This window comes from Variovorax sp. LjRoot130, from assembly GCF_964253755.1.
In the GTDB taxonomy this organism is placed as follows: Bacteria; Pseudomonadota; Gammaproteobacteria; order Burkholderiales; family Burkholderiaceae_C; genus Variovorax.
The window spans coordinates 5,809,297-5,832,289 of sequence record NZ_CAXURM020000001.1; the positions used below are offsets into that span (position 1 = coordinate 5,809,297).

At 67.0% G+C, this 22,993-nt stretch carries 21 protein-coding genes; 9 read left to right on the top strand and 12 right to left on the bottom strand.

The window, feature by feature from the left end; translation table 11 throughout:
- Positions 1-8: 8 nt before the first annotated feature.
- The 5 genes from ACSQ86_RS28770 (at position 9) to ACSQ86_RS28790 (ending at position 4,735) form a co-directional block, all read left to right on the top strand.
- Positions 9-1,037, top strand: a complete 1,029-nt coding sequence (locus tag ACSQ86_RS28770) for an amidohydrolase family protein (protein ID WP_436310146.1) — start codon at positions 9-11, stop codon at positions 1,035-1,037.
- A gap of 2 nt (positions 1,038-1,039) precedes the next feature.
- The gene (ligK, locus tag ACSQ86_RS28775; protein ID WP_436310147.1) at positions 1,040-1,732 is read left to right on the top strand and encodes a 4-carboxy-4-hydroxy-2-oxoadipate aldolase/oxaloacetate decarboxylase; all 693 of its coding nucleotides are present in this window, start codon (positions 1,040-1,042) and stop codon (positions 1,730-1,732) included.
- 10 nt (positions 1,733-1,742) lie between these two features.
- Entirely contained in the window at positions 1,743-3,029 is a 1,287-nt protein-coding gene (locus ACSQ86_RS28780) for a gallate dioxygenase (RefSeq protein ID WP_436310148.1), read from the top strand.
- Positions 3,026-4,006, top strand: coding sequence for a Bug family tripartite tricarboxylate transporter substrate binding protein (locus ACSQ86_RS28785; RefSeq protein WP_436310149.1), 981 nt, complete (start codon positions 3,026-3,028; stop codon positions 4,004-4,006). The genes ACSQ86_RS28780 and ACSQ86_RS28785 overlap by 4 nt, the downstream gene beginning before the upstream one ends.
- Before the next feature lie 69 nt (positions 4,007-4,075).
- On the top strand, positions 4,076-4,735 hold the full coding sequence (locus ACSQ86_RS28790; protein ID WP_436310150.1) for a substrate-binding domain-containing protein: 660 nt from the start codon (positions 4,076-4,078) through the stop codon (positions 4,733-4,735).
- Between the two features lie 6 nt (positions 4,736-4,741).
- Here the strand turns inward: ACSQ86_RS28790 and ACSQ86_RS28795 are convergent, their stop codons facing one another.
- From ACSQ86_RS28795 to phnC, 6 genes are all read right to left on the bottom strand, one after another.
- Positions 4,742-7,177, bottom strand: a complete 2,436-nt coding sequence (locus ACSQ86_RS28795; protein ID WP_436310151.1) for a PepSY domain-containing protein — start codon at positions 7,175-7,177, stop codon at positions 4,742-4,744.
- A 20-nt stretch (positions 7,178-7,197) separates the two neighbouring features.
- The gene (locus tag ACSQ86_RS28800; protein ID WP_436310152.1) at positions 7,198-9,312 is read right to left on the bottom strand and encodes a TonB-dependent siderophore receptor; all 2,115 of its coding nucleotides are present in this window, start codon (positions 9,310-9,312) and stop codon (positions 7,198-7,200) included.
- A 144-nt stretch (positions 9,313-9,456) separates the two neighbouring features.
- Positions 9,457-10,047, bottom strand: a complete 591-nt coding sequence (locus ACSQ86_RS28805) for a phosphonate degradation HD-domain oxygenase (protein WP_436310153.1) — start codon at positions 10,045-10,047, stop codon at positions 9,457-9,459.
- A gap of 7 nt (positions 10,048-10,054) precedes the next feature.
- Complete coding sequence (phnE, locus tag ACSQ86_RS28810) at positions 10,055-10,861, bottom strand: phosphonate ABC transporter, permease protein PhnE (RefSeq protein ID WP_436310154.1); 807 nt, start codon at positions 10,859-10,861, stop codon at positions 10,055-10,057.
- 19 nt (positions 10,862-10,880) lie between these two features.
- Positions 10,881-11,828, bottom strand: coding sequence for a phosphonate ABC transporter substrate-binding protein (gene phnD / locus ACSQ86_RS28815; RefSeq protein ID WP_436310155.1), 948 nt, complete (start codon positions 11,826-11,828; stop codon positions 10,881-10,883).
- 31 nt (positions 11,829-11,859) lie between these two features.
- Positions 11,860-12,711: a phosphonate ABC transporter ATP-binding protein gene (gene phnC / locus ACSQ86_RS28820; protein ID WP_436310156.1), complete on the bottom strand. Its 852-nt coding sequence runs from the start codon at positions 12,709-12,711 to the stop codon at positions 11,860-11,862.
- A gap of 155 nt (positions 12,712-12,866) precedes the next feature.
- Here phnC and ACSQ86_RS28825 point away from each other — a divergent pair, with 155 nt between their 5' ends.
- From ACSQ86_RS28825 to ACSQ86_RS28835, 3 genes are all read left to right on the top strand, one after another.
- Positions 12,867-13,850 carry a GNAT family N-acetyltransferase gene (locus ACSQ86_RS28825; protein ID WP_436310157.1) on the top strand — a complete coding sequence of 328 codons (984 nt, stop codon included), beginning with the start codon at positions 12,867-12,869 and terminating at the stop codon, positions 13,848-13,850.
- A gap of 841 nt (positions 13,851-14,691) precedes the next feature.
- Entirely contained in the window at positions 14,692-15,324 is a 633-nt protein-coding gene (locus ACSQ86_RS28830; protein WP_436310158.1) for a DUF1326 domain-containing protein, read from the top strand.
- 48 nt (positions 15,325-15,372) lie between these two features.
- Positions 15,373-16,152 (top strand): DUF2182 domain-containing protein, encoded by a 780-nt coding sequence (locus ACSQ86_RS28835; RefSeq protein WP_436310159.1) that lies wholly within the window; start codon positions 15,373-15,375, stop codon positions 16,150-16,152.
- 125 nt (positions 16,153-16,277) lie between these two features.
- On the opposite strand, the gene ACSQ86_RS28840 is transcribed toward ACSQ86_RS28835, so the two are convergent.
- Positions 16,278-17,513: an SMP-30/gluconolactonase/LRE family protein gene (locus ACSQ86_RS28840; protein ID WP_436310160.1), complete on the bottom strand. Its 1,236-nt coding sequence runs from the start codon at positions 17,511-17,513 to the stop codon at positions 16,278-16,280.
- Between the two features lie 264 nt (positions 17,514-17,777).
- Here ACSQ86_RS28840 and ACSQ86_RS28845 point away from each other — a divergent pair, with 264 nt between their 5' ends.
- Positions 17,778-18,065, top strand: a complete 288-nt coding sequence (locus tag ACSQ86_RS28845) for a hypothetical protein (protein WP_093107283.1) — start codon at positions 17,778-17,780, stop codon at positions 18,063-18,065.
- 93 nt (positions 18,066-18,158) lie between these two features.
- On the opposite strand, the gene ACSQ86_RS28850 is transcribed toward ACSQ86_RS28845, so the two are convergent.
- Genes ACSQ86_RS28850 through paoA form a run of 5 tightly spaced genes read right to left on the bottom strand, consistent with a single transcriptional unit; the run spans position 18,159 to position 22,896 of the window.
- The gene (locus ACSQ86_RS28850; protein ID WP_436310161.1) at positions 18,159-18,578 is read right to left on the bottom strand and encodes a carboxymuconolactone decarboxylase family protein; all 420 of its coding nucleotides are present in this window, start codon (positions 18,576-18,578) and stop codon (positions 18,159-18,161) included.
- Between the two features lie 23 nt (positions 18,579-18,601).
- Positions 18,602-19,075, bottom strand: a complete 474-nt coding sequence (locus ACSQ86_RS28855) for a (R)-mandelonitrile lyase (RefSeq protein ID WP_436310162.1) — start codon at positions 19,073-19,075, stop codon at positions 18,602-18,604.
- A gap of 21 nt (positions 19,076-19,096) precedes the next feature.
- Positions 19,097-21,307 (bottom strand): aldehyde oxidoreductase molybdenum-binding subunit PaoC, encoded by a 2,211-nt coding sequence (gene paoC, locus ACSQ86_RS28860; RefSeq protein WP_436310163.1) that lies wholly within the window; start codon positions 21,305-21,307, stop codon positions 19,097-19,099.
- A 3-nt stretch (positions 21,308-21,310) separates the two neighbouring features.
- On the bottom strand, positions 21,311-22,261 hold the full coding sequence (locus ACSQ86_RS28865; RefSeq protein ID WP_436310164.1) for an FAD binding domain-containing protein: 951 nt from the start codon (positions 22,259-22,261) through the stop codon (positions 21,311-21,313).
- Complete coding sequence (gene paoA / locus ACSQ86_RS28870) at positions 22,258-22,896, bottom strand: aldehyde dehydrogenase iron-sulfur subunit PaoA (RefSeq protein ID WP_436310165.1); 639 nt, start codon at positions 22,894-22,896, stop codon at positions 22,258-22,260. The genes ACSQ86_RS28865 and paoA overlap by 4 nt, the downstream gene beginning before the upstream one ends.
- Positions 22,897-22,993: the final 97 nt, after the last annotated feature.

Consider the following 22,993-nt stretch of genomic DNA (forward strand, 5'->3'; position numbering starts at 1 on the left):
GATTGCAAATGATCATCGACTGCCATGGCCACTACACCACTGCTCCCAAGGCGCTGGAGAACTGGCGCAATCAGCAGATCGCGGGCATCAGGGATTCCGCGCTGAAGCCCCGCGCCTCGGATTTGAAGATCAGCGACGACGAGTTGCGCGAGTCGATCGAGGGCAATCAGTTGCGCCTCATGAAGGAGCGCGGCAGCGATCTGACGATCTTCAGCCCGCGCGCGAGCTTCATGGCGCACCACATCGGCGACTTCGAGATTTCTTCGGCTTGGGCGGCCCTATGCAACGAGCTGTGCTTTCGCGTCAGCCAGTTGTTCCCTGATCACTTCATCGGCGCGGCCATGCTGCCGCAGTCGCCGGGGGTCGATCCGCGCACCTGCATCCCGGAGCTGGAGCGCTGCGCGAAGGAGTACGGCTTCGTCGGCCTCAACCTCAACCCCGACCCTTCGGGTGGCCACTGGACCAGCCCCCCACTGTCCGAGCGCCACTGGTACCCGCTCTACGAAAAGATGGTGGAGCACGACATCCCGGCGATGGTGCACGTGAGCACGAGCTGCAATGCCTGCTTCCATACCACCGGTGCGCACTACCTGAATGCCGATACCACGGCCTTCATGCAATGCCTGACGTCGGACCTCTTCAAGGACTTCCCGACGCTGCGCTTCGTGATCCCGCACGGCGGCGGCGCGGTGCCCTACCACTGGGGCCGGTTCCGCGGCCTGGCGCAGGAAATGAAGAAGCCGCTGCTGAAGGACCACCTGCTGAACAACATCTTCTTCGACACCTGCGTCTACCACCAGCCGGGCATCGATCTGCTGACGCGCGTGATCCCGGTCGACAACATCCTGTTCGCCAGCGAAATGATCGGCGCGGTGCGCGGCATCGATCCGGAAACCGGTTTTCCCTACGACGACACGCGGCGCTACATCGACGCCACGCCCATGCTCGACGACGCGGCGCGCCACCAGATCTACGAAGCCAACGCGCGCCGGGTGTATCCGCGCCTCGACCGCGCCCTCAAAGCCAAGAGCCTTTGACCATGACCACACTCCATCAACTCGGCGTCGTCCACCGCAGCGTCACGCGCGCCGACCCGGCCGCTGTCGAAAAGCTCTCACGCTTCGGCGTCTCGACCGTGCACGAGGCGCTCGGCCGCCTCGGCCTGATGCAACCGCGCATCCGCCCCATCTATCCCGAGGCGCGCTTCTGCGGTCCGGCCGTCACCGTACTGCTGCAGCCCGGCGACAACTGGATGCTGCATGTCGCGGCAGAGCAGATCCAGCCCGGCGACGTGGTGGTCGCGGCCTGCACCAGCGACAGCACCGACGGCTTCTTCGGCGATCTGCTGGCCACCTCCTTCAAGGCGCGTGGCTGCAAGGGCCTGGTGATCGACGGCGGCGTGCGCGACGTGCGCGATCTCACAGGGATGAACTTCCCCGTGTTCAGCCGCGCCATCCATGCGAAGGGCACGATCAAGGCGACGCTGGGCTCGGTCAACGTGCCGGTGGTGTGTGCCGGCGCCCTGGTGCATCCGGGCGACGTGGTGGTGGCCGACATCGACGGCGTGGTGGTGGTGCCGGCTTCGCGCGCGCAGCAGGTGGCCGACGCGGCCGAAGCCCGCGAGTCCAACGAGGGTGCGAAGCGCGCGCGTTTCGCCGCCGGCGAGCTCGGCCTGGACATGTACGCCATGCGCGAGCCGCTGGCCAAGGCCGGCCTGCGCTACATCGACTGAGCGCAGACACATGGCTCGCATCATCGGCGCCGTCGCCTGCTCGCATACGCCCACCATCGGCTTCGCTCTCGACAAGAGCAAGCAGCAGGACCCGGCCTGGGCACCCATCTTCGAGGCCTTCGAGCCCGTGCAACGCTGGCTGGAAGAGCGCCAACCCGACGTGCTGTTCGTCATCTACAACGACCACGTCAGCTCCTTCTTCTTCGACCACTATTCGGCCTTCGCACTCGGCGTCGGCGAGCGGCACGAGGTGGCGGACGAGGGTGGCGGCGCGCGCGATCTGCCTGCTCTGGCCGGCCACCCGGCGCTGGCGCGGCATATCGGCCGCTCGCTGGTGGCCGACGAGTTCGACATGTCCTTCTTCCAGGACCGGCCGCTGGACCATGGCGTGTTCTCGCCGCTGTCGCTGCTGTGCCCCCACGAGCCGGCATGGCCGACACCGGTCGTGCCGCTGCAGGTCGGCGTGCTGCAGTCGCCCGTGCCATCGGCGCGGCGCTGCTGGCGCCTGGGGCAGGCATTGCGGCGCGCGATCGAAAGCTATCCGGAAGACCTGAAGGTGGCCATCGTTGCAACGGGCGGCCTTTCGCATCAGGTGCACGGTGAGCGCGCCGGCTTCAACAACATAGCCTGGGATGCGCAGTTCCTCGACCTGATCGAGAACGACCCGGTCCGGCTCACCGAGATGACCCAGGCCGAGCTGGCGACCCTGGGCGGCCTTGAAGGTGCGGAAGTCATCATGTGGCTGGTCATGCGGGGCGCCCTTTCGTCCAACGTCCGCAAGACGCACCAGAGCTACTACCTGCCTTCGATGACCGGCATCGCCACCGCGATCTACGAGAACCTGGCGAGCCCGCCGGTCGCTGGCGAGGCGAAGCGGCATCGTCGCCGCATCGATGAGCAATTGGCCGGCGTGGAAGCGCTGGAGGGCACCTATCCGTTCACGCTGGAGACCAGCGTGCGCGCCTTGCGTCTCAACAAGTTCCTGCACGGCATGACGCGCCCCGAGCATCGCGCCCGCTTCCTGGCTGACGAAGAGGGCGCGTTCGAAGCGGCCGAGCTGACCCTGCAAGAGCGCGAACTCGTACGCCAGCGCGACTGGCGCGGATTGATCCACTACGGCGTCATCTTCTTCATGCTCGAGAAGCTCGGCGCCGTGCTCGGCGTTTCCAACCTTCACATCTACGCCGCCATGCGCGGCCAATCGCTGGAAGCGTTCCAGCGAACCCGCAACGCGCCTGGCGCACTGTATTCGGTGGCCGGCAAGGACGCGGCGCCCCAAACCTGGAACAAGTCATGAAGATGCTTTCTCGCCGCCACCTGCTCGCCCTGGCCGGCCTGCTGGCGATCGGCGCGCCATTCAGTGCCGGCGCCGCCGATGCCTACCCGACCAAGCCCATCAAGATCATCGTCGGTTACAGCGCCGGCGGCGCGGTCGACCTGATCGCGCGCTCGGTCGGCCAGCGCATGGCCACCATCCTCGGCCAGCCTGTCATCGTCGAGAACAAGCCAGGCGCCGGCACCAACATCGCGGTCAAGGCGCTCATCGCCAGCCCGCCCGATGGCTACACCCTGATGCTGGCAGCCAACGCACTGGCCGTGAACCCCACGCTGTTCCAGCCGGCGCCCTACGACCTGGAGCGCGACGTGACGCCGGTGTCCTTGGTCGCGCGGGTGCCGGTGGTGGCTGCGGTGCGCGAGGACTCGGAGTGGAGGACCCTGCAGCAGCTGGTGACCGCTGCCAAGGCCAAGCCCGGTACCCTCAGCGTCGCCACGCCGGGCAACGGTTCCACGCCGCACCTGGCCATGGAGCTGTTCCAGCACACCGCCGGCGTATCGCTGCGCCACGTGCCTTACAAGGGCGGCGCACCGGCTATCACCGATGTGATCGGCGGGCATGTGGACGTGGTCGCGGTCAATGCGCTCGAAGCCTCGCCGCTGGCGAAGGCCGGCAAGCTGCGCGTGCTGGCACTGATGAGTCCCGAGCGCGCAGCGGTGCTGCCCGGCGTGCCGACGGTCGCCGAGTCGGGCTATCCAGGCTTCGAAGCCAGCGTCTGGTACGGCTTCGTGGCACCGGCAGGCCTTCCCAAGCCGGTGCTGACGAAATTGCATGAAGCCGTGCAGAAGGCGCTCGAGTCGCCGGAAGTACGCGACCAGCTCGCCGCGGCCGGCGGTGTCCCCTTGCCCGGTGCGACCGAGCGTTTCGACAAGCTGCTCAAGAGCGACGCCGTTCGCTACGGGAAGCTCATTCGCGAGGCCGGCATCAAGCCGGATTGACATGCTCTCTCGCCTGCCGGCTCGTTGGCACCCATCACCATGACGACTTCGATCCGAGGCATCTGCTCGATGGCAACGCGAGCTCTGCTGGACGAGCTGGCGGCGATGTATTCACGGCTCACCGGGGTGCCGGTCTCCTTCCTGCCGCTCGGCGGTGTCGAAGCCGTACGGCGCGTGTCCGCCGGCGAGCCCTTCGACGTGGTGGCGCTTGCCTCCGACGCCATCGACAAGCTGGTCGCCGCAGGCAAGGTCGACGCGGCCGGCAAGGTCGACTTGGCCCGCTCGGGCGTCGGCGTGGCGGTGCACGCGAGCGCCGAGCGACCCGACATCTCCACGGAAGATGCGCTGCGCAGCGCTGTGCAGGGCGCCGCGAGCATCGCTTATTCCACCGGCCCGAGCGGCGTCGCATTGATGGCATTGTTCGAGCGCTGGGGCATTGCCGGCGAGATCCGCAGCCGACTGGTGCAGGCGCCGCCTGGCGTGCCGGTCGGTTCGCTGATCGCGCGCGGCGAGGCCGCCCTGGGATTCCAGCAAATGAGCGAGCTGATCGGCATCGAAAGGATCCGATTGATCGGCCCCTTGCCACCGGAGATTCAGATCATCACGATCTTTTCGGCCGCTCCGGGCATCGGCTCCGCGCAGCCCGCCGCCGTGCGCGCGCTGCTCGATTTCATGATCTCGGCGGACAGCGCCGAATCAAAGCGCCGCCATGGCATGGATCCGGCCTGAAGGGGCTCAATACACGTCGCGCCGATAGCGGCCTTGCGCGATCAGCTCGTCGAACCCGGCCGTTCCCAGCACTTCCCCGAGAGCCGCGTCCACGCCGGGCGCCATGCCTTCGAGGCTGCCGCACACGTAGACGAGCGCGCCATCGGCGATCCAGCGCCGCAGTTCGTCCGCCGCTTCGCGCAGGCGGTCCTGCACGTACCTGCGCTCGGGCTGGTCGCGCGAGTAGACGAGGTCGGCGCGCGCCAGCATGCCGAGCGCCTGCCACTGCGCGACCTCCGCGGCGCAGAAGGCGTCGTGCGCGGACTGGCGTTCGCCGTACACCAGCCAGTTGCGCCCGTGGCCGCGCCGCACCCGCTCGCGCAGGTGCGAACGCAGGCCCGCGAAGCCGGAGCCGTTGCCGATGAAGATGCAGGGCAGGTTCTCGTCTGCGAGCGCGAAGCCGGGGTTGGCGACCAACCGCATCTCGATGCCGGCATCGAGCGGCGCGCCGGCGGTCAGCCAGCCGGATGCGACGCCCAGGCCGTTGTCGTGGCGCGCCTGCCGCACCAGCAGTTGCACGCAGCCGTCGGCAGCGATCGAGGCCACCGAATAGCTGCGCGGCGCCAGCGGCGCAAGAGGAGGACGGGCATCGGCAGTGCCGTTCGGATGAGGCGGCAGCACCTCGACCAGCGCGCCCGGCGCCCACGCTGGCGCGCCGGCACGATGCAGCTCGATCTCGAACAGCGGATCGCCCTGGCTGCCATCGTTCTGCAGGCTGCGGCGCACGAGCCGCCAGGCTTCGAAGGGACGCTCGGCAGAAGAGGCCGGATGCGAGGGCCACGCAGCACCCCGCACCTCGAAGGCCTCGGCGATCGACCGCTGCCAGCGCCCGATGGCTTCGGGATTGCCGTTGTCGACCTCGACCATCGGAAACAGCGCCTGCGCCCCCTGGCTGCGCAGGTCGTGATCGAGCTTCCGGCCGAAGCCGCAGAAGGTGGCGTAGTGCCAGTCGCCGAGTGCCAGCACGCCGTAGTGCACGTGCCGCAGCTGCGAGCCCGCCTGCTGCGCGAACTTGCGCGCGAAGGCGCGTGCGCTGTCGGGCGGATCGCCGTCGCCGAAGGTGCTGACTACCCACAGCACCTTGCGGAAGTGCAGCAGCGCATCGACGCTCAGCTCGGCCAGGGTCTTGACCACGGTGCCGACGCCCGCCGACTGCAGCGCGGCCGCGGTCTGCAGGGCGACGCGCTCGGCATGGCCCGTCTGCGTGGCGAAGGCGATCAGCACCTGCTCCGCGCCCTGCGCGGCGCCGCTTCGGCCGAGGCCGAGCCGCGCACGCTCGGCGCGCACCGCTTGGCTTGTGCGACGGCGGCCGAGGTACAGCATCCAGCCGGTGATCGCGAACAGCACCAGGCCCAGGCTGGCGAGCATCATCAGGATGCGGCCCGGCAGGCCCCAGTAGGTGCCCATGTGCAGCGGATAGATGCTGTTCACGAGACGTCCGGCCAGCGGCTTGTCGGCATAGCGCTCGTGCTGGCTCGCCTCGCCGGTGGCGGCGTGCAGGTAGAGCCGGTTGCGCGCGCGCTCGTGCTCGGGCGCGGCGCGCAGGTAGGTCGCCTCGACCTGCGAGGCATTGCGCGCCGGCAGGCGCAGCGTGACCTGGCTCCAGTCGCCGCCGATCGTCTGCTGGAAGGACAGCCACACGCGCTGCAGGTCAAGCCGGACGGGGGCGGCGGCATTGGCGGAACTGCCCTGCATCCGCTGCGTCCGCGCGGCGCGCCCAACGCCTGCCGCGTCGTCGACCAGCGAGCGCACCCCATCGAAGGCCCAGTAGATGCCCGTGAGGCCGGACACCAGATAGGCCAGGAGCGCGATCGTCCCAGCCACGGCATGCAGGTTCCACAGGAAAACACGGCCGCTTTGCGCGAAGTCGATCCGCAGCCAGCTGCGCCACGCGAGCGGCCGACGCGGCCAGCGCAGGTACAGGCCCGACAGCGCGAGCACCAGCAGCGCCGCGGCCAGCGTGCCGGTGACCGGCTTGCCGGTGTCGCGCGGCATCAAGAGCCAGCGATGCAGGCTTTCGACGAACTCGAAGAAGGCATCGCCGCGCGGCTCGGGCAGCAAGGCCGCGCTGAAAGGATCGACCAGGCGCGTTTCGCCGCGGCGTTCGCCGGGCGGGGGTGCGAAGTTCACGCGCGCCGGCCGGCCCGGCTCGGCGTAAAGCGTCAGCGTCAGGACGCGGCGGCCGGGCTCTGCGGCCTGGAGTTGGTCGAGCAGCGCCGCCGGGACCAGCGGCATCGCTGCGGCTTGCGCCGGCACGCGGTGCAGCGCCGGATTGAGCAGGTCGACGATCTCGGCGCGGAACGAAAGCACGGCGCCGCTCAAGCCGATGACGGCCAGCACCGTCCCGGCCGTGATGCCGATGAACCAGTGGATCTGGACCCAGATGCGCCGAAGAAGAGCCATCGCAGAAGCCACCGTCTTCTTCAGAGATCGATCTTGAGCGTCGCCTTGACGCTGCGCGGCGCGCCCACCGCCAGCCGCGTGCCGGCGGCCGCCCAGAAGCGCTTGTCGCCGACGTTGTCGACGTTGAGCTGCCACAGCGTTCGCTTGCCGAAGAGCTGCGTGACGTAGCGCGTGCCGAGGGCGAAGATCGTGTAGCCGCCGATGAAGCCCTGGTTCAGGTCGTCGATCGGGCGCCGGCCCGTGTAGTAGGCGCCGCCGTTGACCGAGAGCCCCGGCACCGCCGCGATGTCGTAGGAGAGGAAGGCGCTGGCCGTGTGCTTGGCCGTGTTCTCGGGCATCTTGCCGTTGTACTGGGCGTTGATGTCGCGGAACTCGGCGTCGAGGGCTTGCGCCGACAGCTGCCAGGCCAGCTGGCGCGTCAGGCGTCCCTGCGCCGAGAGCTCGAGGCCGCGGTAGTTCTGGCGGCCGTCGGCGACGAAGGTGTTGGCGCTGTTGGTGTAGGCGCCGGGCCGCTCGATGTCGAACAGCGCCGCCGACAGCAGCGTGCCCGTGCCGGTCAGCCAGCGCAGGCCGAGCTCCTTCTGCTTGCTCACGCCCGGCGGCATGCGGTTGTTCTGGTTGGCGGTGCCGGCAGGCGCGACCTCGCCTTCCTCGACGCCTTCCGCATACGAAACGTAGGTCACGAGATCGGGCGTGAACTTGTAGCTCAGCGCGGCCAGCGGCGTGGTCTTCTTCACGTCGTAGTCGATCTGCGGCAGCGTCGAACTGGCGAACTGCGTGCTCTCGAAGCGCGTGTGCCGCACGCCCGCCACCAGTTGCCATTCCGGCGAGAAAGTGATGCGGTCGAGCGCGTACAGGCCCAGCTCCGTGCTGTCCTGCGCGCCGGTGGTCGGCTGTGTCGGCAGCGCGGTCAGCGGCAGGAAGCCGATGGCGCGCGGGAAGTACAGGTTCTGCGCGGTGGTGGCGCCGCCGTAGTTGCGCTGGAAGATCGGGTCCTGGGTCTTGTCGCTGCGCGCGACGCCCAGCGTGAGCTCGTGCTGCACGCCGCCGGTCGCGAAGGTGCCGAACAGCTCGCTGCGCAGCAGGTCGGAGCTTTGCTCCAGGTGCTGCGCGTTGCCGGTGATGCGGCCGGCGCCGGTGCGCACGTTGTAGTTGCCGAACATCGCGAGCCGCCGGTCGCGCTCGGCCTCGGAATGCCCGGCTTCCACCATCAGGGCCCAGTTGTCGCTGAGCGAGTAGTCGGCGCGCAGCTGGGTGTTCGTGACTTCGGCTTCGAAGGTGGCCCAGGGCGGACCGATCAGCTTGCGCGGGTCGGGCAGGGCCGGCAGCGCGATCACGCCGTTGACGGCCGCCAGGCGCGTGATGCCGGCCTGCTCGGTGATGCTCTTGCGGTAGTGCTCGAGATCGGCCTTCAGCGTCAGGCGGTTGTTGACGCGCCAGTCGAATGCCGCCGACAGGAACTTGCGGTTGCCGTCGACGCCCTCGATCGGCGAGCCCAGCTGTCCGCCGGCCGCGTTGATGCGCAGGCCGTACTGGTCCTGGTCGCCGAACTGGCGGCCCACGTCGGCGAAGCCCTGCGCCGTGCCGTGGTTGTCGAAAGTCATGCCGAGCGTCGCGACCGGCGTGCTGCCGGCGCGCTTGGTCACGAAGTTGACGACGCCGGCCGGCGAGGTGAAGCCGTAGTAGAGCGCCGACGCGCCCTTCAGCACCTCGACACGCTCCTTGTTCTCCATCGGGATCTCGGACACGTTGGGAATCGCGAGCGAGCCGTTGAGCCGGTAGTTGGTGCGGTTCTCGACCGCGATTCCGCGGATCACGAGCTGGTCGAAGGTGTCGCCGCCGTTCTGCTGGCGCGTGACGCCGGCCGTGTTGCGCAGCACGTCGTAGATGCTGGCCGCGCCCTGCAGCTCGATGACTTCGCGCGTCACCGTGTTGACCGTGGCCGGCACGTCCATGATGCTGGCGCCGCGGAAGGTGCCGGCTTCGACGGTGTTGGCGACGAAGCCGTTGGTGCGGTCGGACTGCACGGTCACGGCGCGGAGTTCGTCGCCGGGATTCGAGGGAGAGGGGGCGGCCTGCGCGCAGGCCAGCTGCGCCGCCAGCGCGAGCGGCATCGAGACGAAAAACTTGTGCATGGGAACGCAAGCCGACGGGCGACGATCCCGGCGACGACATCAGGAAAGAGAGATTGAGACCGGTCGATTGTAGGCGACAGAATGAGAATTATTCTCATATCCGACACTCGAAAGCGCGTCCGGCTCGCTCGATCGGCGAGCCGTCTACAAGGCCGCGAGCTTCTCGCGCGCAGGCTGTGCCTGAGATGCCAGCGCCTGGGCGATGCGCATATAGTGGGCGAGCGGCGGCGTGGCCTGGCCCGGGACCTTGGCCGAGTCGTCGTAGCGCCGCAGGCGCACGGCCTCGGCCGCGAAGGGTTGCGTCATGAAGCGTTGCGCTTCTTCGGGCGTATGGACGCCGCCCTGCAGCTCGAGGCTGCGCTTCGATGCCGGCGACAGCGTGTCCCAATAGCCGGAGTCGATGGCGCACAGACAGCGCTTGGCATCCACGTGCAGGCGGATCGGCTCCAGCACGGCCGGCGCGAACAGGCCGCGCAGGAAGGGCAGCGCGATGTACTGGTGCAGGTCGTCGCGCTGCTGCTGCGCACGAGCCACCTCGTCCGCGCGTTCCGCTGCGAGCAGGTGGCCGAAGTCGTGCAGCAGGGCTGCGACCACGGTCTCGGATGTTTCCTCTGCTTCTTCGGCGAGCTGCGCGCACTGCAGCGCGTGCTCGAGCTGGCTCACGGCCTCGCGCCCGTACTGGCGTTGCCCTTTGGTGCCCAGCAGGCGGGTGATCTCTTCGACGGTCAAAGCCATGGCAGTGCTAAACCAGCATCTTTCGAATGCGCGCCGACACCAGGTCGATCGCGCTGACGCTGACGACAATGATCAGCATCACCGCGCAGGTCTCGGCGTACTTGAAGCCGCGGATGATTTCCCACAGCACAACGCCGATGCCGCCGGCGCCCACCATGCCGACCACCGAGGCCGAGCGCACGTTGGATTCGAAGCGGTAGAGCGCGTAGGAGATCCACAGCGGGATCACCTGCGGGATGACGCCGTAGACGATCTCGTGCAGCGCGCTGGCGCCGGTCGAGCGGATGCCTTCCACCGGCTGAGGATCGATGGACTCGACCGCTTCGGCGAAGAGCTTGGCCAGCACGCCGGTGGTATGGACCCAGAGCGCGAGCACGCCGGCGAAGGGCCCCAGGCCCACGGCCACCACGAAGAGCATGGCGAACACCATCTCGTTGATGGCGCGGCAGCCGTCCATCAGGCGCCGCATCGGCTGGTAGACCCACCACGGCACGATGTTGGCCGAGGCCAAGAGCGCCATCGGCACGGCAGTGAGCACCGCCAGCGCCGTGCCCCACAGCGCGATCTGCAGCGTGATGACCATCTCGTCCACGTACATGCGCCACTGCGTGAAGTCGGGCGGGAAGAACTCGGCCGCGTAGGTGGCCATGTTGCCCGAGTCGCGCAGGAGCTCGAAGGGCCGCATGTCGGCGCCCTTCCATGAGGCCGCGAGCAGGATCAGCAGCAGCGCCCACGCGATTTGCCAGGCGAAGCTGCGCTTCGGCACGGCCACGGTCTGCAAGGGCGGGCGGGGTGTCAGGACCGTCGGTTGCATGAAAGAGTCGGAGAAGAAATCAGTTCAGCGCACCGAGCTTCTTGTCGATCTCGGCCAGGCGGGTCTTCTTGTCCGAATCGCTCAACGCGGCGTCGGCCTCGATCTTGGTGCGCTGGCCGAACAGGTCGAGCTGGCGGATCGGGATCAGCTGCTTGTCGCTCGATTCCCTGAAGCCCGAGAGCTTGGAGATCTTCATGATGATCTCCTTCTCGCGCGCATCGGTCTTGGCGTAGTTGTAGAAGAAGTTCTTGATCTTGGTCTTGGTCGCTTCGGGCAGGTCCTTGCGCATCACCAGCGGGTCGAGCGGGATCAGCGGCGAGGTCCAGACGATCTTGATCTCCTTGAACTTCTCGGGCGAGCGCTCCTTCACCTTGTCCAGGTTCTCGCTGTTGTTGGTGGCCACGTCGACTTGCTTGTTGGCCACGGCCAGCGCGTTGGTTTCGTGATTGGCGCTGCGCGTGAGCTTGAACAGCGACTTGGCGTCCACCTTGTGCTGCGCGAAGGCGTAGTAGCTCGGCACCAGGAAGCCCGAGGTGGAGTTCGGGTCGCCGTTGCCGAAGCTCAGGGATTTGCCGTTCTTCAGCACGTCGTCGAGCGTGTTCAGCGGGCTGTCCTTGTGCACGATCAGGTGCGAGTAGTAGCCCTGGGTGCCGTCGGCGTTGACCATCTGCGCGAAGACTTCGCCGCCGGCGCGGTCGACCGCTTCCATGGCCGACTTGTTGCCGAACCAGCCGAGCTGCACCTTGTTGAAGCGCATGCCTTCGATGATGCCGGCGTAGTCCGGCGCGAAGAAGGCCGTGACCTTGAGGCCGGTCTGGCGGCTCATGTCGTCGATCAGCGGCTGCCAGTCCTGCTTGAGGTTCTGCGTCGCCTCGGTGGAGATGATGCCGAAGTTGATGTCCTGCGCGAAGGCGCCGGTCGTCATGCCGAGGCCAATGGCCAGGGCCGCGCACAATTTGTTGATCATGGTGGGTTCCAGGTTGGAAGGAAGAAGGAAATCAGGCCGCCGCCGCCCACGGCACCAGCGCGGGTTGCGGCAGCACGTGAACGTTGGGGTTGTCGGAAGGGGCGGCGGACAGGAGTTCGTCGGCCTCCACGCCGTAGAGCTCGCGCAGCAGCGGCGCGCTGAGCGCCGAGGAGGGCCCGTCGTAGACCACCTCGCCCTGCTTCAGCGCGATCACGCGCGGGCAGTACTTCATCGCGATCTCGACCTGGTGCAGCGAGACGATCACGGTGGAGCGGTCTTCGCGGTTGATACGCGCGAGGATCTCCATCACCTTGCGCGAGGACTCGGGGTCCAGCGAGGCGATGGGCTCGTCGGCCAGCACCACCTTGGCGCCCTGCACCAGCGTGCGTGCGATCGCGGCGCGCTGCTGCTGGCCGCCGGAAAGCGTGGAGGCCCGCTGCGCATGGCAATCGGCGATGCCCACGCGCGTGAGCGCATCGAGCGCGAGCGCGCGCTCCCTGGCGGTGAAGGCGCGCGTCCAGCTGCGCCACCACGGCATGCGATGCAGCGAGCCCACGAGCACGTTGACCAGCACCGGCAGCCGCGCCACCAGGTTGAACTGCTGGAACACGAAGCCGACCTGCGCGCGCACCTTGCGGATGTCGCGGTGGATGCGCCCGCGCTGCTGCACGCAGCAGCCGTCGATCTCGATCAGCGAGTCGCTGCCGCCGTCGGCCGCCACCAGGCCGGCCACATGGCGCAGCAGCGTGGACTTGCCGGAACCCGAGGCGCCGATCAGCGCCACCATCTCGCCGCGCTGCACGCTGATGTTGATGTCGCGCAGGGCGTGCCGGCCGTTGGCGAAATGCTTGTTGAGCTGGTGGATGCGCAGGGCGGTTTCCATCGTCGGTCCCGAAGTCGTCTAGACAACCGGAGTTTGATCACCGGCTGTGACGGCCTCTTGACGCTTTGACGACGCCCATGTGTCAGCCGATGGCTTTCAGGCGCAGGCCATGTATCGTGAGGTGAGCGCGATCTCTGGCGCTGCTAGGCTGAGACATGAACCTGTCGATCGAACCCGTTTCCGAAGCGCATTTCGCGGGGCTGCGCGCCGCGCTCGACACGGTGGCGCGCGAGAAGCGATTTCTTGCATTCACGCAGGCGCCTCCTGTGGAGCAGGCCTTCGACTTCTACCGCTCCATCATCGCCAACGACGGCTGCCAGATGGTCGCCTTGCTCGACGGACAGGTGGCCGGCTGGTGCGACGTGCTGCCGAGCCATGGCCAGGCCCGGTCGCATGTGGGCATTCTCGGCATCGGCCTGATTCCATCCGCGCGGCATCTGGGCATCGGCGCGAAGCTGATGCAGGCAACCATCGCGGCGGCATGGGCGAAGGGCATGACACGCATCGAACTCACGGTGCGCGACGACAACACGAACGCCAAGGCCCTGTACGAACGGCTCGGCTTCGAAGTCGAAGGGCTCCTGCGCCGCGCTTTCCGGGTCGACGGCGAGTACTTCGACAGCTATTCGATGGCGTTGTTGCGGGGCGCTGCCGGAGCGCCGGTTCCGGCAGCGGAGATCCTTGTTCGCGCCGCCGGCCTTGACGATGCTGTCGCGGCCGCGGCGTGCGTCAATGCCGCTTTCGAGCTGTACATCGAGCGCATGGGCAAGGCGCCGGCGCCCATGCTGGCCGACTATCCTGCGCTCATTGGTGCAGACAAGGTGTGGGTCGCGGTGCGCAGCGGCCAAGTGGCGGGGGTGCTCGTGCAGTACGAGACGGAGGATGGCTTCTATGTCGACACCGTGGCCGTGGCCCCGGCGTGTCAGGGCACGGGAGTCGGACGGGCGCTCTTGCGCTTTGCCGAGAGCGAGGCGCTGCGCCGCGGATTCGAGGCTGTCTACCTGCGCACCAACGCCAGGATGACCGAGAACCAGATCCTCTACCCGAAGATCGGCTACGTCGAATACGACCGCAGAACCGAGGGTGGGTACGAGCGGATTTTCTATCGCAAGTCCCTTGTTCCGGCCGCGTCCTCATGAGAGCGCGGCCAGGAATCAAAGAGGTCAGAGAGGACCGAAGCGCTGGAGCGCGGCCAGCCGAAGTCGCCGGTCTCAGGCGCGAAGGAGCGATCGTCGAGATTCGAGTGGTTGCGAGCAACGATCCAACTGCTGATTGCGCCCGTTTTCGGGCCAGGATCGGAAGTTCGTCACGACCCTCCAACCGCGCAGCTCGGTGCTGTACCTTGCAAAGGTACGCCCACTCAGGTTGTAGCCGACCGCGATGGTTGCCTGTCCGACGGCGGCACCCTGGAAACGATGTACAGGGCGGGAAGCTTGCAATGCTTGCGGCCAACCAAGGACGGTGGGAAAGCCTGCAACGATACCAGCTAGTGCGAGGGACTCTGCAACGCCGACACGTCCGCGGGTGTGAACACATTGCTGAGCGGAAGGTGCTCTGCCATAAAGGGCCCTCAGCCGTGCGACAGAGCGTTGTACAACGCAAAGCTTGCCCCTTGCCCAGTCGAGTCGTAGCACGCCTCAAATGCGGCAGTCGGCCACGAGCAGCCGGTCAGTGCTGGCGCCCCAAAGCGGCCTGCCAACCCCGCTTTCGACCCGAGCCCGACGCCTGAGCGGCACATTTTCTACGTCGAAGCGGTCCGCGGGGAGCTGGCGAGATAGCTATTGATGCCTCGAACAGGTGTTGCGCTCCGCCTGCAATCGGCAGATAGTCAACTGGCCGTACTCAACGTGCGCGGCGCGCCGATCTGCCGCCAGCGTGGAGCTGGAGGTCTCGCTTTCACGCGGGCTGAGAGCGGGAAGGGGCAGGACGGTACGGGGACGCCCGCCGCGATCGTCGCAACCTTTGACAGGAGACAAGATCATGGCACAAGCGAATTGGCGCCTCGAAGGCGAATGGCTCAAGAACTGCACCTGCGCATACGGCTGCCCCTGCGATTTCAACGCGAAGCCGACACAGGGCTACTGCAAGGGCTTCATAGGTATGCGCATCACGAAGGGGCATTTCGACAGCACGACGCTGGATGGACTGTGCTTCTTCGCGGTCGTCTCATTCCCCGGCCCGCTGCATGAAGGGAATGGACAGCTGCAACCCATCATTGAAGAACGCGCCACCGCGGAGCAGCGCGAGGCGCTGTTCAACATCATGTCGGGAAAGAACTCGGCCGAAGGGACGCTTTTTCAGATCTGCAGCCTCATCGTGACCAAGATGCATGACCCCATCTTCGCTCCCATCACGTTCCAGTTTGACAAGTCCGCCCGGACCGCACGCCTCGTCATCCCCGGCGTGCTCGAAACCGAGGTGGAACCTATCAAGAACCCGGTGACCGGTGCCCCCCACCGAGTCCAAATCGTGTGTCCGGAGGGGTTCGAGAACCTCGAGGGCGAGGTGGCTTCTTCCAACATCCGCAGCACCGGGGCCATCAAGTTCGAGACGCAGGGTGGACACAGCACACTTGCCCACGTCGTGCAGACACCGGAAGGTGTGGCAGCGTAGCGAGGGCTCCTCCTGCGCAGAGGTGAAGAGACCGTTGGAGGCGCCCAAGTGAATGGCGGCTCACTGATCCAGGGGGCGCTGCGGCGTGACCGCCTCCTCGTCATTTCCTGCCTGTTGTTCGTTGTCGTCTTGTCGTGGACTTATTTGCTGACCGGCGCCGGGATGATGCAAGAGATGGGCGAAATGCTGATGCCCATGAGTTCAGGGCCATGGACATTCGGCCATGCGGTCATCGTCCTCGTCATGTGGGCTGTGATGATGGCGGCAATGATGTTGCCGAGCGCCGCGCCGATGATCCTGCTCTATGCCACCATCGCACAGCGCCGCAGCGAACGAGGCGAATGCGCGACTGCTTCAGGCATCTTCGCCATCGGGTACCTCGCTGTTTGGGCTGCGTTCAGCTTGGCAGCGGCAGCCCTTCAGTTTGGGCTGGAGAAAGTCGCCATGCTGTCGCCGATGATGCAGACAACCAGCATTGCGCTCTCGGGCGCAGTGCTGATCGGCGCCGGTCTTTACCAATGGACGCCGTTGAAGCACGCCTGCCTTCGGTATTGCCGCTCGCCTCTGGACTTCATGATGACGCATTGGCGCCCTGGCGCGGGCGGCGCGTTCAGGATGGGCTTGCGTCACGGCGCGGTCTGTGTGGGTTGCTGCTGGTTGCTGATGTTGTTGCTCTTCATTGGTGGCGTCATGAACCTCGCCTGGATCGCGGGCATCGCCCTGTTCGTGCTGGTCGAAAAGCTCAGCCCGGGCGGCGACTGGATAGGCCGCGGCGCAGGGGCCCTCTTGGTCGCATGGGGTGTCGCGACATTGCTCGTCTCGTTCTGAAAAGTCCGATTGGCAAAATTGGCCTCGGACCCACGTGCGAACGGCCGCTATGCGCACCTTTGTTTGACTTCCGCTTTTGGTCGTTCAGTGACTTCAGTGAACGTCAGCTTTGGCGCCTTGTCCCTCTAGCCCGGCGCTGAACCCTGCGTGGCCGTGTAGACGGCATACAGCGACTGGCTGGCCGCCATGAACAGGCGGTTGCGCTTGGGGCCGCCGAAGCAGACATTGCCGCAGACCTCGGGCAGCCGGATGCGCCCGATGAGCCGGCCTTGCGGCGTCCAGACGGTGACGCCGCTGTAGCCCACGCTGCGGCCCGCATTGCTGGAGCACCACAGGTTGCCGTCCACGTCGGTCCGCACACCGTCGGGCCCGCACTTCACGCCGTCGACCATGAAGCTGCTGAACAGCTTGCCGTTGCCGAGCTTGTTGTCCGTCCCGACGTCGAACACATACATGTCGCCCTTGCCGCCGGCGATGGCGTCACCCGGTCCCTGCCCGGTGCTGACGACGTAGAGCTTCTTGAAATCGGGCGAGAAGCAGAGACCGTTCGGGTCAGGCACGAGATCTTCACCGGCCACTTGAGTGAGCGTTCCGCTCTTGTCCAGGCGGTAAACCGCGGTCGGCAATTCGCGCTTGTACGCGCCGATCTCAGGCGGCTGGCCGAGCTTCGGGTTCAGCCGCCCGGATTTGTTTGCGGGTCCGCCCGGGGCATCGACCGTGCCCTCGTAGAGCTGGGCGCCATACGGCGGATCGGTGAACCAGTAGCTGCCATCGGGGTGAGGGACAACATCGTTGGGCGAGTTGAGTCGCTTGCCGTTGAAGGTCGAGGCGAGAACGGTCACCGAACCGTCGAGCTCGTAGCGCACGACGCGCCGCGTGAGGTGCTCGCAGGACAGCTGCCTTCCCTGGTAGTCGAAGGTGTTGCCGTTGCTGTTGTTGGAAGGCGTGCGGAACACGCTGACGTGTCCGTCGTCCTCGCTCCAGCGCAGCTGGCGGTTGTTCGGAATGTCGCTCCAGACCAGAAAACGGCCGACCGAATTCCATGCCGGTCCTTCGGCCCACAACGCGCCGGTCCACAGCCGCTGGATCGGGGCATTGGGCTGGCGCAGGCCATCGAAGGCCGGGTCGATCGTGAGCACGTCGGGGTCGGTGAAGTAGGTGGTCGGGGCCCCTCGCCGGCTGAAGTCGCGTGGCGGCTGCGTGATGGTGCTCGGCGGTGCAACCGGTGCAACCGGTGCAGCTTGCGCGTGTGCCCAGCGCGGGACGACCATCGCGGTGCCTACCGCGGCGCCCACGCCGCGAAGAAGCTTGCGACGTAATACCGAACCATTCAATTTCGGATCGAACTCTTCTTGCGCCATGACTCACCTCATGAACAACGATGGAAGAAGCTGGAAAGAACGCGAGATCGGAAAGCCGGTCGGCATGCTACGCGCTTCTCGCCGGCTGCACCAGACGACCGCGATCAACGCGATGGCGCGAGACTTTCCTCACGCGCAGGCCAGGTTTCGGCCATCGGGAGAGGCCAGCCCGGCGGACTTTTCAGCGACGCTTAAGGATCGACGAAGAGACTGATTCCACAGCAAAGGAACAGTCCCGAGCTCCACCGAAAAGGATCAGACGCCATGAAGCCTTCTGTCGCTCCCAAGCCCCTCACCCCATCGCAGATGACGCTCGTGCTCGAGCTGCTCGAGTTGCGCCAGCTGGCGCCTCAGGAGACCGCTGCGAAGTTCAACCGTTTGACCCAGGTCGGCACCTTCTCGGAAGCCCAGCAGGAGGCCATCGAGATCCTCTTCGCGCTCGATGAAGACGAGATCCCGGATGCACTCTTCCAGTTCGCAGACGACGATGCCCGAGACATCGTTCGCGATGAGCTGGCGCACGAGGCGCGGCTCACCTTCGTCACAGCCTAGAAGGCTCAGGCAGCGCGATCACCAGGTAGCTGGCGAGGATGATGGTCAGCACCATGCCCTTGTCGGAGGTGGTGCGGACTGGAGAGATGGCTTTCACTTCTTCTGGAACACTTCCTTGGCCACCGAAATGGCGGTCACCGCGCTCGGCCAGCCGGCATAGAAGGCCAGGTGCGTGATGGATTCGATCAGCTCTTCCTGCGTGACGCCGTTGTCGCGCGCCCTGACGAGGTGAGGGCGAAGCTGGTCGGGACGGTTCATCGCGATCAGCGCGCTGACGGTCACCAGGCTGCGGTCCCGCGGCGAAAGGCCCGGACGCGTCCACACGTCGCCGAACAGCACGTTGTCCGTGAGCTCCGCGAACTTGGGCGAGATGTCGCCGAACATCTGCTGGGCCGGGGTGGCACCGCGCGCGGCCGGAGCCGGCGGGGTCGCTTGTGCCTGGGCGGGCGTGGACACCGCCCCCGCCAACGCCACGGCGACGCCGGCCAGGGAACTGGCAACTGATTTCTTCATGGCTTCTCTTCTTTGGTGATCGCTCATGGCCGGCTCCCGTACTGCGTGTCGCTGACCTTCTCCAGCCAGTCGACGGCCTTGCCATCCAATTGCTCCGTGATGGCGATGTGCGTCATGGCCGTGGTCGGCGACGCGCCATGCCAGTGCTTCTGGCCCGGCGGGATCCAGACCACGTCGCCCGGCCGGATCTCCTGCACCGGGTCGCCCCAGCGCTGCACACGGCCCGTGCCGGCCGTGACGATCAGCGTCTGTCCGATCGGGTGCGTGTGCCAGGCCGTGCGTGCGCCGGGCTCGAAGGTCACGTACGAGCCCGTCGCACGCGAGGGTTCCCTGGGCTTGGGGAACAGCGGGTCGACCCGGACTGTGCCGGTGAAATAGTCGGTCGGGCCCCTGGCAGAAGGCTGGGTGCCGTTGCGCGCGATCTGCAGGCCGGTGTCCTGCGCCAGCGCGGATGCGGCCATGGAAAGGGAGATGGCGGTCATCGCCACGGATTTCATGAGGGTGTTCCTTGCAGGTCGTCAGCTCGCGAGCGAAGGCATCTTGGCGAGCAGCTTGTCCAGCGTGACCGGGTAGTCGCGCACCCGCACGCCGGTCGCGTTGTAGATCGCGTTCGCAATGGCCGCGGCCACCCCGCAGATGCCGAGTTCGGCGACGCCCTTGGCCTTCATCGGCGACGAGATCGGATCGGTCTCATCGAGGAAGATCGCCTCCTGATGGGGAATGTCGGCGTGAACCGGCACTTCATAGCCGGCCAGATCGTGGTTGACGAAGAAGCCGACGCGCTTGTCGATCACGAGCTCTTCCGTCAGTGCCGCGCCGACGCCCATGGTCATCGCGCCGATGACCTGGCTGCGCGCGGTCTTGGGGTTCAGGATGCGGCCGGCGGCGCAGACGGCGAGCATGCGTCGCACGCGCGTCTCTCCCGTTGCAGCGTCCACGGCGACTTCGACGAAGTGCGCGCCGAAGGTCGACTGCCGGTACTTCTTGTCGAGATCGCCGAACTCGATCGTGTCCTCGGCCACGAGGCCCTTCTCGCCGGCCGCCTGCGCCAGCGGCACGCTGCGGCCGCCCGAGCGGACCTGTGCGTCCGCGAACACCGCATCCGCCGCGTCGAGGCCGAGCGCCTGCGCCACCGCTTCGCGAAGCTTCACGCAAGCCGCATACACCCCTGAAGTGGAGCAGTTGGCGCCCCATTGCCCGCCGGAGCCCGCAGACACCGGAAAGGAAGAGTCGCCAAGGCGCACGACCACCTTGTCGAGCGGCACGCCCATCATCTCTGCAGCGGTCTGCGCGATGATCGTGTAGCTGCCCGTGCCGATGTCGGTCATGTCGGTCTCCACCGTCACGACGCCGCGGCGGTCGAGCCGCACGCGCGCGGCCGACTTCGTGACCTGGTTGCCGCGAAACGCCGCGGCGACGCCCATGCCGATCAGCCATTGGCCTTCACGCGTCTTGCCCGGCTGCGGATCTCGCTTGCTCCATCCGAAGCGATCGGCGCCGCTGCGCAGGCACTCGATCAGCCGGCGCTGCGAGAAGGGCCGCTCGGGATTCTCGGGATCGACCTGGGTGTCGTTGCGGATGCGGAACTCGACGGGGTCGAGTCCGAGTTTCTCGGCCATTTCGTCGATCGCGATCTCGAGCGCCATCATGCCCGTGGCCTCGCCCGGCGCGCGCATCGCGTTGCCTTCGGGCAGATCGAGCACCGCGAGGCGCGTGGCCGTCATGCGGTTGGCGCCGGCATAGAGCAGGCGGGTCTGGTGGACCGCGCCGTCGGGCTTGCCGCTCGGCAGATCGCCCGACCAGCTCTCGTGGCCGATGGCGGTGATCCGGCCGTCGCGCGTGGCGCCAATGCGAACGCGCTGGATCGTCGCGGGCCGGTGCGTCGTGTTGTTGAACATCAAGGGCCGCGTCAGCGCAACCTTCACCGGGCGCTTCGCGGCCCGCGCGCCGAGCGCAGCCAGCAGCGCGTCGGCTCGCAGGAACAGCTTGCCGCCGAAGCCGCCGCCGATGAACGGCGAGATGAGGCGGACGTTCGCCTTGTCGATGCCGAGCGTCTTCGCCATCTCGGTCGCGCCCCAGTCGATCATCTGGTTCGAGGTCCAGAGGGTGAGCTTGTCCCCGTTCCAGGCCGCGATCGACGCAGGCGGCTCCATCATCGCGTGGGCCTCATCGGGCGTGGTGTAGCTCTCGTCGAGCTGAACCGGCGCGGCGGCGAATGCGCCCGCGAAGTCGCCCACGGCGGTGTCCGGCGCGCCGGCGGTGATGCGCGGGGGCTTGGCCGCGGCGTCCTTGACGGCCGCGAGCTCGAACGATCCTTGTGCCTTGACGTAGTCGACTCGAACCAGCTGGGCGGCCGCGCGGGCCTGCTCGAAGCTCTCCGCGACCACCAGCGCGATCGCCTGGTGGTAGTGCTCGATCTCGGGCCCGCCGAGCAGCTTGGCGGTGTTGAAGCTGCCCTTGCCGAGCTTCCCGGCGTTGTCTGCGGTGACGATGGCGAGCACGCCGGGCGCTGCCTTGGCGCGGCTCAGGTCGATCGAGGCGATCCGACCCTTGGCAATGGCCGAGCCGACCACATGGCCATAGGCCTGGTTGGGAACGACGTCGTGCCGTTCGTAGGCGTAGGGGGCGGTGCCCGTCGTCTTCAGTCGGCCATCGATCCGGTCGACGGGCTTGCCGACGACCTTGAGTTGGTCGATCGGGTTGGTGGTTGCGGGCGTGTCGAACTTCATCGCTTAAGCCTTTGCTTGTGCCAGCACCGCGCCGAGCGTTCGCTCGGCCAGCATCAGCTTGAATTCGTTGTGGGATGTCGGACTGGCGCCGGCCAACAGCTGCGCCGCGACGGCACGGGCGCCGCGTGGCATCTCCGCCTCGGCCGTCTCGACGCGCCACGGCTTGTGCGCCACGCCGCCCAGGGCCACGCGGCCGGTGCCGTCGCGCTGCACGATGGCGGCGACCGACACCAGCGCGAAGGCATAGGAAGCCCGATCGCGCACCTTGCGATAAATCTGCTGGCCGCCCACCGGCTTGGGCAGCGTGACCGCGGTGATCAGATCGCCGGGCGCGAGCGCCGTCTCGACATGCGGCGTGGCACCGGGAAGCTTGTGGAAGTCCGCGATCGGGATGGTGCGGCGCGACCCGTTCGGGCGCATCGTCTCGACGCTCGCATCGAGCGCCCTCATGGCGACCGCCATGTCGCTGGGATGCGTCGCGATGCATGCGTCGCTCGCGCCCACCACCGCATGCTGCCGGCTGACACCGCCGATCGCCGAGCAGCCGCTGCCGGGCTGGCGCTTGTTGCAGGCCTGGTTCGTGTCGTAGAAGTAAGGGCAGCGCGTTCTCTGCAGCAGGTTGCCCGCGGTGGTCGCCTTGTTTCGCAACTGTGCCGATGCGCCCGCGAGCAGTGCGCGCGACAGCAGGCCGTAGTTGCGCCGCACGCGCAGGTCCGCGGCAAGGTCCGTGTTGCGCACCAGCGCACCGATGCGCAGGCCGCCGTCGGACGTGCTCTCGATCTTGTCGAAGCCGAGGCCGTTGACGTCGATCAGATGGCCGGGCGTCTCGATCTCCAGCTTCATCAGGTCCAGCAGGTTGGTGCCGCCTGCGATGAAGCGCGCGCCGGGTTCGCGCGCAGCCGCCGCCACCGCCTGCGCAGGCGAGCTCGCGCGCTCGTAGCTGAAGGCTCTCATGCCTTCACCCCCGCGACTTCGGAGATCGCTTCGACGATATTGCTGTAGGCGCCGCAGCGGCAGATGTTGCCGCTCATGCGCTCGCGAAACTCGACGGTCGTGAGTTGGGGGCTGGCCGTGAGATCGGCGCTGACATGGCTCGGTATGCCCTGGGCGATCTCGCCCAGCATGCCCACGGCCGAGCAGATCTGCCCCGGCGTGCAGTAGCCGCATTGGTAGCCGTCGTGCTTGACGAAGGCCGCCTGCATCGGGTGCAGCTTGGCGGGCGTGCCGAGGCCTTCGATCGTGGTCACCTTGGCACCTTCGTGCATCACGGCGAGCGTCAGGCACGAATTGATCCGGCGGCCATCGACCATCACCGTGCAGGCGCCGCACTGGCCATGGTCGCAACCCTTCTTGGTTCCGGTCAGATGAATATGCTCACGCAGCGCGTCGAGCAAGGTCGTGCGGGTGTCCAGCACCAGGCGGCGTGTCTTGCCGTTGACGCTCAGCGTCACGGTCGAAGGGCCCGTCCCGCTGGCTGCGCGCGTGGGCGCGGCGGCAACGGCCCCCGCCATCGCGGGGACGGAGGCAGATGCCGCGCCGGCCTTCAGCAGGCCGCGTCGGGAAATCGTGAATTCATCGGGGGCTTTCATATGGCGTACCACTCCTTGATGAAGGCACTTTAGGTCTGCACCTGCTGGCCGAATAGCCCGCGCAACCTTGAAGGACTGACAAGTTGCTGTTGATAAT